Raw genomic sequence first — 13,641 nt, forward strand, 5'->3', positions numbered from 1 at the left:
GACCAATATGCCCTTCATCGGAATATTGTAATTGGCATAGAATAACGCACTTAGTTATAATTATCAACTATCTTAGTTTAATTTTAAAACTAAGTATTGGTCTTATCTGTGTAAATTAAAAATTGTTCAAAGTTTTCAAGGTAAGCTCTTGAAATATGGCATTCTATACATTTATACATCTCGCCAATTTTCCACTCTATTTATGTACCCTAAACAATTTTTTATCGAACAATTTTCCGAAGTCGACTCTGATGCGTTGCTGGTTAAACTTTCCAGCGATGACCTGGTGGATAATGCGAAAGAGGGGATCAGAGATATATTGGCTGCACGTGGCATGTCCGTGACCGACATTGGACGGCTAAGCAAAGAAGCGCATAAGGCGCAATACAGGGTCACAAAGGGAACCATAGAATGCGATTATTGTGGCAAATCTGCACGGCACAAACCGGTGCTGGATGAAGGTCAGCGGTTTTGTTCCAAAACGTGTTTGCACCATGCGCGGGTCAGTGAGGCGGCAGTTGATATTACCGAATCGATGATATTGCTGGAGGCAGGAAAAATTCGTTCTGGTGCTTGCCCGGTTTGCGACAAGATGAACACGCCTGTTGAGATTCGCTATGCCTACACAGCGACGTCATTCATTGTCGTCAGTTATCAGGAGACCAAGACTCGTCTGTGCTGTGTTCAATGTGGTCGCAGGGAAAACCTTGAGTCCATGCTGGTCTGTTTTATTGTTGGCTGGTGGGGCATCCCATGGGGTCCTATTTTTACGATTGCAGCTTTGTTTGGCAACCTGAAGGCAATGTTCGAAATGACGGCAATAGAAGAGCCTTCGGAAGAGTTACTCAAAGCAGCCAAGTATCAACTGGCGATTAATGCCCTGGAAAAGAATGTACAAGCCAATCGGCTTGGTGGTGAGTTGGCACAAAGTTGATGACGTAATGCTTCGGGCGAGTCAGGCTTTTTGCACAGCACGGATGATTTTAAATAGACAACAAAGGATTGCACCATCAATCCCAAAATATTTCTCTATAATCCCTATTCTGCCCAAATTTCAAAAATAGGACGTCTGGCATGCTCAACTGGCTTAAGCAATTCTTTACTTCGGTGGAAAAGCCTGAAGCACAAGTCCTGCAGGTACCGTCACATCCGGTCTATGTCGCGCCGCCAGTTATGCAAAACAGTGCCGGGTTGAAGATGCAGGGGGACGATCATCTTACCAGGGGCGATATGACGTCGGCCGCAACTTGCTATCGCAAGGCGATAGGGATGGATCCGGATTTTGCCAAGGCGCATAGCAATCTCGGTTTTGTACTGATGCAGCAAGGTAAGGCGGATGAGGCAGAAAGAAGTTTGAAGCAGGCGCTGGCGCTGGATCCAAAAAATGCAGATACCTGTTTCATGCTGGGTACTCTGGCCATCCTGTCGCGTAGCGATCTGGAGTCTGGCTGCCAGTATCTCCAGAAGGCCGTTGAGCTGATGCCAGACTTTGATGTCGCGTATCTTGACTGGCGTCGTTACATGAGTTTGCAAGGCAAGCTGGAACAGGTAAAGCAGTTCCTGATTGCTGGTATTGTCAGCGATCCCAGTCGTTGTGATTTCCAGAATTACCTGGGTAATATTTACCAGGATGAACAGCAATTTGAACTGGCGATGGCGTGTTTTCAGCAAGCACTGACGATACGCCCGGATGATGTTGATGTGCTTGAAAACCTGGGCTTTGTCTTGTTCAAACAAAACCAGGTGTCGCAGGCAAACACTGCGTACGACAGGGCGCTTGCTTTGCGGCAGCAGGCAATTGTTGCCGCATCAGATGATCTGGACTTGCATTACGAGTTGGCGACCTTGTTACTGGTGTTGAACAGACATCAGGAAGCAATTTCCAGTTTCAACCAAATTTTGAGTTTGAATCCTGGCTATGTTGAGGCCCGCCTGGGACGTGGATTGACCTCTCTTCTCATCGGTGAATTTGAATCTGGCTGGAAAGATACCAAGGACCTGGCCAGCTACGCAGCAATCGGCTATCCGGAATTCAAGCAGCCATTGTGGCTCAATGATTGTGACATTAGCGGCAAATCCATCTTGCTGTTTGCCGACCAGGGCTTGGGCGACACCATACAGTTTGTGCGCTATTTAGAGCAAATCAAAAACCTGGGTGCAAGGGTCTATGTGCAGGCGCATAGTTCACTTAAGTCTTTACTCAGTACACTGGCCCATGTGGATGGTGTTTTTGGTGAAGAAGACATCTTGCCTTTGTTTGACTATTGCTGCCCCTTGTCGAATGTGGCCCTGGCATTTGACACTAGTCTGGAAACCATACCTGCCAGCGTGCCTTATCTCCAGGCTGCAAAAGACAGAGTAACCTATTGGGAAACGCAGTTGCGTGGTTCTCAGGTGCCGCGCATAGGTGTGGTCTGGTCGGGCAATCCCTTGTTCCGCAATGACAAGAACCGGTCTGTGCATCTGCAAAGATTGTCTGCCTTACTGATGGATGGAAGCCGGCATTTCTTTTTATTGCAAAAAGAAGTGAGGGCACTGGATGCACCGTTCATGGCCGGTCTGAAGAATGTGACTGACCTGGGGCCGCAGTTAAACGACTTTGCCGAAACAGCCGCAGTCATTACCAATCTTGATCTGGTCATTACCGTTGATACTTCGGTTGCCCACCTGGCGGGTGCTTTGGGAAAACCGGTTTGGATACTGCTGCCTTTCGCCCCGGATTTCCGCTGGCTGCTGGACAGAAATGACAGCCCCTGGTATCCGACGGCGCGCCTGTTCAGGCAGCCGACAATAGCCAATTGGGATAGCGTGATTGACGCTATCAAGCATGAACTGGATGTGGAATTTCCCAAACAACAATCGTCAACATGAATCCTGGTTGGTGGCATGATCCGTGGCAATCGGATCATGTCAGCCCACCGCCCACCGGACTGGTTCGATTGCTATGGTCGAAAAGCAGTCTAAGCCGGAAATTCCTGATCCAGTGCACGTTTCACGTCTTCAATCACGCTGTCCCAATCACCTATTGCAGGCTGCCTGAACAGGCGAGCCGTCGGATACCAGGGACTGTCATTCCTGTCCAGCAGCCAGCGAAAATCAGGGGAAAAGGGTAGCATGATCCATACGGGCTTGCCCAGGGCACCCGCCAGATGAGCGACTGAGGTATCGACCGTAATCACCAGATCCAGATTGGCAATGACCGCAGCTGTTTCAGAAAAATCCACCAGTTGTGGTCCAAGATCAGTGACGTTGTTCAAATTGGATGAAAACGGCGCATCTATGGAGCGTATTTCTTTTTGCAGTAAAAAGAAATGATGATCTCCCGTGATCAGTAATTCAGACAGGCGTTGAAGATGGATGGAGCGGTGTTTATCGTTTCTTAATAACGGATTGCCGGACCAGACTAGGCCGATTTTTGCGGTGGCAACGCCAGCTAGCTGATCTCTCCAATAGACGGTGCGATCGGCAGATGCCTCTAAATAAGGTACTGTTGCCGGGATTGATGCAAGTGCAGTGTTGAAAGCCAAAGGGATATTCGACAGTGAACATTGGTAGTCGAATGAGGGTAGGATTTCCTCGTCACCAAATACACGGGTGACGCCAGGCAGGGTCATCAGCAAGGATTTCAGCGAGGCTTGCGCCCGAAGATAAACCGTGGCACCCAACGCACTCACCTGTTCTGCATACCGGGCAAAATGAATCGTATCGCCCAGTCCCTGGTCTGCGTGCAGTAAAATGGTTTTCCCATGAATATCGGCATCGTTGAGCCAGGCAGGTTCTGGCATTTCAGCCGGTGGCAATGCTGCATACTTCACGCTATCTTTGATATCTTTCCAGCCGGGTTCAAGTTGACCGGTGATCAGCAAGGCCATTCCACGCCCCAAGCGTGCTTCGCCATACTCAGGGTTAAGTGCCAACACATGCTCATAGCTATCAATTGCTTCTTTAAAGCGATTTTGAGTAGTCAGAAAATTAGCCAATTTGAAATGGGTATCGGCATTGTCCGACGCGGTGATGCTTGCCTTTTTCAAGCAAGAAAACGCTTGTTCATAGGCGGCAAGCGCCTGGCTTGGTTGCCCTTGTTTGTATAAGGAAAACCCCAGGTTCGCTAACGCATCTGCATCATCCGGGTGTAAGGATAATGCTGTTTGGAAGCAGTTGCCAGCTAATGCAAACTGTTGTTCGTCCTGATAAATATTACCCAGATGCCTATGATAGTCAGGGCGTGACGGGTATTTTTCTATGCCACTTATCAGAAACTGCTTTACTTGTTCCAACTTGCCCTGGAATTTCATGTACCGGCACCAATCCAGATAGGCAATCTCAAGATCTGCGGACAACTCCACTGCTTTTTGAAGATACTCGCAAGCTTGTTTCAAATTGCCATGTGCCAGTGCGGCCAGATTACCCAGCATGAAATAAGTATCGGCATTCGTACTGTCAATAGCCAGTGCGCGCTTCAGACTTTTTTCTGCTTCTGTCGTTGCGCCCTGTTGCATAAAAACGAAACCCAGATTGCTATGTGCCTTGGCGTAATTCGGGTCAATCACAATCGCCTGGTGATAGCAGTCGGCCGCAGTTGCCAGATTACCCTGAGCAAGATAAACATCGCCCTGTTCTTTGAGTGTAATGCTATTTCCCGGAGACGGTACTGGTGTTGCCTGAGGTGGCAAAGGTTTGCCCTGAAGTGGTGATTTGTCTGGAACCAGATTTGTGGTTTTCTCAGCTAAGGAAAAGATTCGTTTCAACCAGTTAAGCATCCTTGGTAACCTTCAGAGATAGGGATATGAGTGTGGATTATAGCAATTAAAGGATAGGCAATCGCTGAGTAGTCATTGAGATACAGGCGAGTCATTTAGCAACTTTCCTGTGGAATGCCTGGTTAATCAATTGTAGTGAATCCGCTACCAGACAAATTAATGCTTAAAGACCCAGGCAACATCTTTGTAATTCATCTGATTGGTACTTATTTCATTCAGTGCAATGCTATAATGGTAATTAATTCCATGAATGAAATATTCTCTCTCGTTTGGCTTATTTTTTCAGGAGCACAGTGTCCTATCAAGCTTGAACAAAACTGCTTTTACCAAACTGCTTTTACCAAACTTCAATTTGCAAGCGACCCGGCTTCGCTTGGCTAACAGATATAAACTCAACTCAGTGATCCACGATGAAACTTCAACGTTTTTTTACGCCTTTACTTTGCCTGACGACAGCAACCATGTTATCCGCTTGTGGCGGTGGCGGTAGTTCGACACCTGCCAATTCTGCCAATCCTGGCAATGGCGGTACAACAGGGGTGCCTGCTACCAGCAGCGTCGCCTTGTTTGTTGGCAGTATGGGTGGCCCTGGCAATATTGATGGCACTGGGGTGAATGCACGGTTTTATTCCCTCAGTGGTATCGCCCTTGATGCGACGGGCACGCTGTATGTCAGTGATGTTAATCGCTTGCGAAAAATTAGCCAGGCAGGTGTGGTCACCACTTTTGCTGGAGGAGAAGCCGGCAACGTAGACGGTGTCGGCAGTACGGTCCGGTTCAATGGCTTGCAAAATCCAGTGGTCGATGCGGCTGGCAATATGTATGCACTCGATGCATCCAACTACACCATACGTAAACTGAGCCCCGCCGGCGTGTCATCGACGCTGGCTGGCAAGCCGGGTGTTGCCGCCCGTACGGATGGTCTGGGCGCAGCCGCCGGTTTTACCTCACTCAATGGTTTGACTATTGATACTGCAGGCAATCTGTATGTGGCAGATGATCAGACCATACGCAAGATCACAGCTGCTGGTCAGGTGACCACCATCGCTGGCCAGTTCAGTGTCACTGGTGCGGATGATGGTCCTGGCATCAGCGCGCGCTTTAACCGTCCCATGGGTTTGGCGGCAGACAACGCTGGCAATGTCTATGTGGCAGATAGAAACAACTATGCAATTCGTAAAATTACTCCTGCAGGTGTGGTCAGCACGATTGCCGGCCGGGCAGGCAGTTTCGGCAGCACTGATGATGCGGGTTCGGCCGCACGTTTCAATTGCCCACAAGGTCTTGCGGTAGATGCCGCTGCAAATATTTACGTAGCTGACCCTTGCAATGCCACCATACGCAAAGTAACACCGTTTGGTGTGGTCAGCACCGTCGCAGGTAGTGCGGGGCAGCAAGGCATTGTGGATGGCGCTGGTAGTTCTGCGCGATTTTCCTGGCCACTGGCAATCGCCAGTGATGGCGCAGGAAATCTGTATGTAGCAGATTCTAACAATAGCAATGTGCGTAAAATTACTTCTGGCGGTGTGGTCACCACATTGGCTGGGTCTGGCGGGATAGCCGGACCCGTAGACGGCATTGGTAGCTCGGCCAATTTCTGGGTGCCTGGCAATCTGACTGCTGATAGTAGCGGTAATCTGTATGTTGCTGATCGTGTGCCGGGTGCTGCTACCTTACGCAAGGTGAACCCGGCAATGGCGGTTACTACCGTCTTCGACGTCAAAGCAGGTTTTGGTACGATAGGGGGGCTGACCACAGATACGACTGGCAATGTTTATGTCGCCGACAACCTGGGCACTGTCAGCAAAATCACACCGGCAGGCAGTATTTCGCAATTGGCAGGTATGCCGTATCAATTTGGCTTGGTCAATGATACGGGCACCAATGCCAGATTCAACTCACCGAACGGTATTGTGACTGCCAGCAATGGCGATATACTGATTGCCGACATAGCCAATCAAGTCATACGTAAAATGACAGCCAATGGAGTGGTCAGCACATTTGCAGCAGTGCCATTGAGCCCGGCATTTTATCCCATGGATTCCATTCCACCCCGTCAGTTTCCACGGCTATCCAACGGCATGGCAATCGATGCCAGTGGTAACGTGTATGTGGCGGATGGCGGCAATCACGTCATTTTCAAAATTTCAAGTGCAGGAGTAAGCAGTATTTTCGCCGGTGCAACTGGTCAGAAGGGAAGTGCAGACGGCAGCGGTGCCGCCGCACGTTTCAATGGTCCGCAAGGCATCACGATAGACACCAAAGGTAATCTGTATGTTGCTGATACAGATAATCACACTGTACGCAAGATTACACCGGCGGGCCTGGTGAGTACATTGATGGGTGTCGCTGGTCAAGAGGGTTTTGTGGCTGGTACATTGCCAGGTTTCTTGTCAAAACCGCAGGCTGTCGTGTTTAGTGGTGATGCGCTGTATGTCACCACTTACCATGGCGTGGTAGTGGCACGGAATTTCTAGAATTGACTCAATGCAGGTGTCACTGTTTCGCTATCGGTGGCACCCGTCGATTGGGTCAGCGCGCCCTAAATAAGTATCACACCCCTGTAATTGCTTGATGTCAGCAAAACCCACTTCAGCCTCACTTCCGTTTACACTGCTGTTCTCTCATCGATTTTCGCGGTACTTCTATGTTCAAACCTGTTTTCACTGCTGTTCTTATTGCAAGCCACCTGTTGTTGTCTGCAAATACACTTGCGCAAGTCAAGACAGATGCAGGAATAGAAGCTTTCAGACAGGGCAATTATGTGCAGGCGCAGAGCGAATGGACAGCTTTGGCCGAAGCCGGTGATGCCAACGCCCAGTTCAATCTGGGTATCTTGCTGCTGTCTGACAAGGCCGGTTTGAAGGATGAGAAAGCGGCCATGGAATGGTTTGCCAAAGCTGCGGCTTCGGGTCTGGCCAAAGCCCAGTTCAATCTTGCCGAGGGTTATAGGCGTGCTGTCGGCCTGGAAAAAGACATGGCCCAGGCCGTAGTCTGGTACACCAAGGCGGCAGAATCGAAATTTGCAACAGCTCAATATACGCTGGGCATACTGTACGAAACCGGCGATGGTGTACCCAAAGATTATGCATTGGCCATCAAATGGCTGCAACTGGCGACGGACCAGCAATATGCCGAAGCGAATTTCGCCCTGGCACGCATATATGCGCTGGGCGAGGGAACCGAAGTGAACATGCGTCTGGCAGGTATCTATGCCGGTTATGCTGCACAGCAGGGCTATGCGCCGGCGCAGACATATCTGGCCACGCTGTATCTGTCTGGCCAGGGCGTATCCAGGGATAGTAATCAGGCAGTATCCTGGCTGATGAAGGCGGCGCAGCAGGGCCATGCCCGTGCCTATGCCTGGCTGGGCAACATCTGCCGAGATGGCGATGGCATGCCTGTCGATTTGACACGTGCCTATGCGTATTACACCCTTGCCGAAAAACTGGATGTGGACAAGGAATTGCAGGGCAGCGCCAGCCGCTTCAAGTTCGGGCTGGCCTTACGCATGAAACCGGAAGACCTGCAAAAAGCGACACAAATCGCCAATGACTGGGTCATTGGTACCCAGCCACCGCTATACGTTCCTGTCGATATCATCAAGAACCCCTCGCCTCAAGCAGCGAAACCGCCGGTTCGGTAATACCCTTCCCACTGCAGAATGTTATATTGACGTTCTGCCAGATGGATCACGGTCGCTTGCCCACACAGCTTCCTGTCCATGCTGTCACCCATCTTATTACCGGTGTTATTACTCACGTTATTGCCGACGTTATTACCTATGTTGCGCGAAAAAAATTGGTCTTCTTATACCGCTTCTTTTACCGCGACAGGTGGTCGCACACTAGTGGGCAGTAACAGTAGAAAACAGAGTGCCTTCCGCTTGCGCGACGACCATGGCTGCGTTGCAAATGCTCGCGATAGTTCACTATCGCTGTGCTTTGCGCCTTGCCCTGATCGCCGGGCAAGCGTCTTTCACTTCTGTTTCAACTGTTACAGTCCAATTGCACCAGCCTGGTATCGCTTGAGTGTACTCATCTGCAGCCTGCTAATGCTGCTGGTGGCAAACCTCAGCCATGCGCAGGTGCCAGACAGTGCACCAGCCAGCGTGATCAATGATGGTCCGTACGCGTTTTACCAAAAGGAACAGGCCGGGCTGGATGTATCCTGGGTGTGCAATGATCAGGTACAAAAGCAGGTCTTTGCCAAGGCAGACAATGTGACACTGCCGGCACCTTGCGGTTATCCGCATGCATTGACGATACGTGCCGTGACTTCCGGTTTTCCGCTGGCCGTGAAATTCAAGGCTGACAAAGTAGCCGCCTTCAGTGATATCCATGGCCAGTTTGATCTCATGCGCAAGCTCTTGCAGGCCAATGGCGTCATTAACCAGGATTGGCGATGGACCTTTGGCAAAGGCCACCTGGTGATTGCCGGAGACGTGTTTGATCGTGGCCCGAACACCACCGAAGCCCTGTGGTTATTGTATGAACTGGAAGCGCAGGCGCAGGCAGCAGGCGGTGCGGTTCACCTGTTGCTGGGTAACCATGAAGCCATATCGTTTGCCGGTGATCTGCGTTATCTGAACAAAAAATACACCAACGTAGCGCGCCAGCTCAATCTCAGTTACCTGCAGATGTTTGACAACAACAGCGTGCTGGGGCGCTGGTTGCGCAGCAAGCCGGTGATCATACAGATCAACGACATGCTGTTCATGCATGGCGGTCTGCATCCCGATTACCAGAACCTGAACATGAGTATTGCACAAGTCAACGAACAGTTTCGCAACTCACTGGGTACAAGCAAGGTACAACTGAAGGATAAGGGGGATGATGTATTGTCCTTCCTGTATGGCAGCCTGGGGCCACTCTGGTATCGCGGGTATTTCAATGCACCCAAACTCAGCAATACCGACCTTGATCAGCTTTTGCAGCAGATGCAATTACGTCGCATCGTGGTCGGTCATACCACCATGGATGGGGTGTACGCCCATTATCAGGGAAAGATCATTTCCATCGATTCCGGCATCAAGGGCGGCGTCAAAGGGGAAATATTTTTCTGGGAAAAAGGGCGACTCAGCAAGGCCGGGCTGGATGGCGTGCGTGTTGCCATACCGGATGCGCCAGAGAAGGTTCGTACCGAATAAATAATGCGCCGATGTTACGCCTATGTCGCGCTTACGACAACTGCCTGCTGACCTGGCGTGGCCATGAGAAATGGAACACAGCACCGCGTGGATGATTGCCATCCAGGCGTATGCTGCCACCGAGTGATTCTATAGTTTTCTTGATGATGGCCAGACCCATCCCACTGCCTTCTACCTCATCACGTGGGCGCAGGGTCTGGAACATGGTAAACACCCGTTCCCGGTGTTCTTCGGCGATGCCGGGGCCATCGTCTGCCACGGCGAATTCAAAAAAATGCTCAGTGTGGCTGGCACGGATGTGGATTTTTCCCGATGCCTGGTCATGGTGCTTGAGCGCATTACTGATCAGGTTGCGAAACACCAGTTCCAGTGGTACCTTGTGTGTTGGACAGATAGGGAAATTGCCATCCAGCTCCAGGTTGAATGGCCGTTCGGCACAGCATAGCTCGAAGACATCCCGCACCAATGCTGCGAAATCCACATGCTCTATGGTGCCGCCCAGTTGCCCGGCACGAAAGTACAGCAGCAGGTCATCCAGCAGCCTTTCCATGCGTTTTATGCGAATGCGCATCAGCCGCAGGTGTTCATCCGTATCGGCATCTATTTTACCGACCAGGTCTTCGCTGAGCCAGGTGGCCAACTGATCGACGCCACGCAGGGGCGACTTCAGGTCATGCGAAGCGACGTAGGCGAAATTATTCAATTCCTGGTTACGTCTTGATAGTTCATCGGTAAAGCGTTTTCGTTCAGAAATATCGACAATCGCCGACAGCACCTTGATGCCTTCTGCCGTATGTATCGGGTTCAGACCAATTTCCACCTGGAATTCGCTGCCATCCTTGCGCAGACCAAACAGATCACGGCCACCGCCCATCGCACGCGTGCTGGGTGTTGCAAAATAGCTGCTACGCAAACCTGGATGCTGTGGGCGAAAACGTTCAGGTATCAGTATTTCCATGGGCTTGCCCAGCAATTCTTCCCTGGCATAACCAAACAGTTGCTCGGTCTGGGCATTCACCATTTCCATGTAGCCGCGGCTGTCTATCATCACCATGGCATTCGGCGCTGCTTCCACTACCAGACGGAAACGTTCTTCCTGGCGCTTGCGTTCAGAAATATCCACAATCGCCGACAACACCTTGATGCCATCTGTCGTTTCTATCGGGTTCAGCCCAATTTCAACCGGGAATTCACTGCCATCCTTGCGCAGGCCATACAGGTCGCGTCCACTGCCCATGGCGCGTGTGGTGGGAACCGCAAAATAATCCTGGCGCAAGCCAGGATGATGTTTTCGAAAACGTTCGGGTATCAACAGCTCCATGGTTTTGCCCAGCAACTCTGTCCTGTTGTAACCAAAAATGATTTCGGTCTGGGTATTCACCATTTCTATACAGCCGCGCCCATCTATCATCACCATCGCATTCGGTGCGGCATCAACCACCTGGCGGAAATGCCTTTCACTTTGCGTCAGCCGGGTTGCAATACGATAGCCTTCGCTAAAATCGCGCACGATCATGGACAAACCCCTGAGGATATCCTGATGATCGCAGACGGGTGAAATGGTTAGTAGGGTGGGCAGTTCATTGCCTCCTAGGCAGCGGCGTATGGTTTCAAACTGGCCGATTGGCGTGCCCTGTTGTAAAAGTTTGACCAGTGTCGCCAGGTCGGGTAACTGTCCTTCCGGGAAAAGCAAGGCAAATGGCTGATCCAGCACGTCGGCAAGGGGGTAGCCAAAGATACGGCTGGCGGCCCGGTTCCAACTGATGATCTTGCCTTCCAGATTGCTGGCAATAATGGCGTCGTCAGAACTGTTCACGATGGATGCCAGCAAACTGCTGGTATCTGCTGTCACATCATCGTGCCTGTCCGGGGGCGTAGCATCATTGCTGTTCGTCGGCACCATGGCGATATGTCCCGCTTAAAAAGTTGATTTCAAATTGCTCTGCCGATATAGGGCGAGAATAGTAATAACCTTGTAAAAGTTCACAGCCACGGTCGGTACAGAACCTGGCCTGTTCGGCGGTTTCCACACCTTCAGCCACCAGGGTCAGTTCCAGCGTCTTGGCGAAGGCAATCATCGCAGCCAGCAGACGTTCCTGCGAAGCACCGCGTCCTATGCCAGCCACAAAGCTCTGGTCTATTTTAAGGATGTGGATGGGGAAGAGTTTCAGATGGCCGAAGGACGAATAGCCGGTACCAAAATCATCCAGTGACAGTTTCAGTTTGCGCGCTGCCAGTTTCAGCAAGATGCTGGCCACATGCTCCGGGTCGCGTATCAGGGCATTTTCTGTGATTTCCAGTTCCAGGCATCGCGGGTCCAGGCCACTGGTGGCCAGTGCTTCATCCACCGTGGACAGCAGGTTATCCCCCTGCAACTGTATGGCAGAGACATTCACCGCGACCGACAGATGTTGTACATTCAGGTGCGGCGTGCTGCGCCACTGCTGTAACTGCGCACACGCCGTGCGCATGACCCACTGGTCGATTTCAAACATCAAGCCCAGTTCTTCTGCCATGGGCAGAAAAGTGCCGGGGGCCAATACCCCTTCCTGAGGATGGTGCCAGCGCAGCAATGCTTCCATGCCACCCAGCCTGCCATCCAGAGCATGGACTTTTGCCTGGTAATAGACTTTCAACTGATCATTCTTGAGTGCATGTCGCAAGTCACGTTCCAGATACATGCGATGGCGCACTGCCTGATGCAATTGGTCAGAATAAAAATGACTCTGGTTGCGGCCTTCCTGCTTGGCGCGATACATGGCAATATCGGCGCATTTCATCAGTTCGGTAGCGTCGTTGGCGCAGGAACCAAAGACGGCGATACCTATGCTCATCGTCACATCCCATTCCAGACCTTCCAGCAGTATGGGTTTTTTGAAGGCTTCGACAATGCGGGTGGCCAGTAAGATGGCATGATCCACTCTGTCCATATCCTGCACCAGCACCACGAATTCATCGCCCCCCAGCCTTGCCAGCAAGTCACTGCCGCGGGTAGTGGTACCCAGCCGGCGTGCCACCTTGATCAGTAACTGATCACCAACGGCATGCCCATACGTGTCATTCACATTTTTGAAACGATCAAGATCAAGCAGCAGCACCGCCAGCTTGCCGTGCAGGTTTTCCCGCTTGGCGCGGCAGACGGCAAATTCCAGTGCGCGTTCAAAATCATAGCGGTTCGCCAGGCCGGTCAGCGCATCGTGTTCGGCCAGATCACGCAACTGGTCATAACTGCGATTGAGTTCAGTTTCCAGCTTGTGACGGTGGCGTGCCTGGTGTACGGCGCGCAGCAGGCGGCGGGCGTTGACTTCTTCTTTCAGCAAAAAATCTTGTGCCCCTGCCTCTATCGCCTGCTCTGCCAGGGTAACGTCTTCCTGATGGGTCAGCATGATAATCGCAGCATGGTGTATCTTGTCCAGGCGCAGGCTTTTCAATACTTCAATACCGTCGCGGTCAGGCAGGCGGTAATCGAGCAGGATGACGTCAAATGCGGTTGCCTTGGCTTTCAACAAGCCGTCCAGTGCATTGCTGGCTTCGACAATATTCACGCTGACCGGCACCTGCTTCATTGCCCGTATGACAGAGCGGCGATCCAGTTCATCATCATCGATAATCAGGATGTCCAATGTGGATGTTTGTACAGGTAGATTCAGCATAAAAACTCGCGCTGGCAGGTAAGCGTGGCATGTGCAGGCAGGTACGCACCTCTGCCCAAGTTGATTTTTCTTGCATACT

The 13,641-nt window shown here is 51.2% G+C and carries 8 protein-coding genes; 5 read left to right on the forward strand and 3 right to left on the reverse strand.

What is annotated here, in order from left to right; genetic code table 11:
• Positions 1-148: 148 nt before the first annotated feature.
• Together ACO0K9_RS06075 and ACO0K9_RS06080 are read left to right on the forward strand one after the other, a co-directional pair.
• A complete protein-coding gene (locus tag ACO0K9_RS06075) occupies positions 149-934 on the forward strand; it encodes a hypothetical protein (protein ID WP_422982843.1) in 786 nt (261 codons plus the stop codon).
• Between the two features lie 140 nt (positions 935-1,074).
• Positions 1,075-2,871: a tetratricopeptide repeat protein gene (locus ACO0K9_RS06080; protein WP_422982845.1), complete on the forward strand. Its 1,797-nt coding sequence runs from the start codon at positions 1,075-1,077 to the stop codon at positions 2,869-2,871.
• Between the two features lie 89 nt (positions 2,872-2,960).
• On the opposite strand, the gene ACO0K9_RS06085 is transcribed toward ACO0K9_RS06080, so the two are convergent.
• Positions 2,961-4,673, reverse strand: a complete 1,713-nt coding sequence (locus ACO0K9_RS06085; protein ID WP_422982847.1) for a tetratricopeptide repeat protein — start codon at positions 4,671-4,673, stop codon at positions 2,961-2,963.
• 497 nt (positions 4,674-5,170) lie between these two features.
• On the opposite strand from ACO0K9_RS06085, the gene ACO0K9_RS06090 reads away from it, so the two are divergent.
• The 3 genes from ACO0K9_RS06090 (at position 5,171) to ACO0K9_RS06100 (ending at position 9,909) form a co-directional block, all read left to right on the forward strand.
• Positions 5,171-7,237 carry a hypothetical protein gene (locus ACO0K9_RS06090; RefSeq protein ID WP_422982849.1) on the forward strand — a complete coding sequence of 689 codons (2,067 nt, stop codon included), beginning with the start codon at positions 5,171-5,173 and terminating at the stop codon, positions 7,235-7,237.
• Positions 7,238-7,407: 170 nt separating this feature from the next.
• On the forward strand, positions 7,408-8,406 hold the full coding sequence (locus tag ACO0K9_RS06095) for a tetratricopeptide repeat protein (RefSeq protein WP_422982851.1): 999 nt from the start codon (positions 7,408-7,410) through the stop codon (positions 8,404-8,406).
• 381 nt (positions 8,407-8,787) lie between these two features.
• A complete protein-coding gene (locus tag ACO0K9_RS06100) occupies positions 8,788-9,909 on the forward strand; it encodes a metallophosphoesterase (protein ID WP_422982853.1) in 1,122 nt (373 codons plus the stop codon).
• Between the two features lie 31 nt (positions 9,910-9,940).
• Here the strand turns inward: ACO0K9_RS06100 and ACO0K9_RS06105 are convergent, their stop codons facing one another.
• Positions 9,941-11,812, reverse strand: a complete 1,872-nt coding sequence (locus tag ACO0K9_RS06105) for a PAS domain-containing sensor histidine kinase (protein ID WP_422982855.1) — start codon at positions 11,810-11,812, stop codon at positions 9,941-9,943.
• A complete protein-coding gene (locus ACO0K9_RS06110) occupies positions 11,790-13,562 on the reverse strand; it encodes a putative bifunctional diguanylate cyclase/phosphodiesterase (RefSeq protein WP_422982857.1) in 1,773 nt (590 codons plus the stop codon). Before ACO0K9_RS06110 ends, ACO0K9_RS06105 begins: the two co-directional genes overlap by 23 nt.
• Positions 13,563-13,641 lie beyond the last annotated feature (79 nt).

It is taken from the genome of Undibacterium sp. Ji50W (assembly GCF_049340445.1).
Classification (GTDB): domain Bacteria; phylum Pseudomonadota; class Gammaproteobacteria; order Burkholderiales; family Burkholderiaceae_D; genus Undibacterium.

Excerpts from the sequence above, each read along its gene's own strand:
- ACO0K9_RS06090 (WP_422982849.1), top strand. The coding sequence starts at position 5,171 with ATGAAACTTCAACGTTTTTTTACGCCTTTACTTTGCCTGACGACAGCA.
- ACO0K9_RS06110 (WP_422982857.1), bottom strand. The coding sequence starts at position 13,562 with ATGCTGAATCTACCTGTACAAACATCCACATTGGACATCCTGATTATC.
- ACO0K9_RS06080 (WP_422982845.1), top strand. The coding sequence starts at position 1,075 with ATGCTCAACTGGCTTAAGCAATTCTTTACTTCGGTGGAAAAGCCTGAA.
- ACO0K9_RS06095 (WP_422982851.1), top strand. The coding sequence starts at position 7,408 with ATGTTCAAACCTGTTTTCACTGCTGTTCTTATTGCAAGCCACCTGTTG.
- ACO0K9_RS06105 (WP_422982855.1), bottom strand. The coding sequence starts at position 11,812 with ATGGTGCCGACGAACAGCAATGATGCTACGCCCCCGGACAGGCACGAT.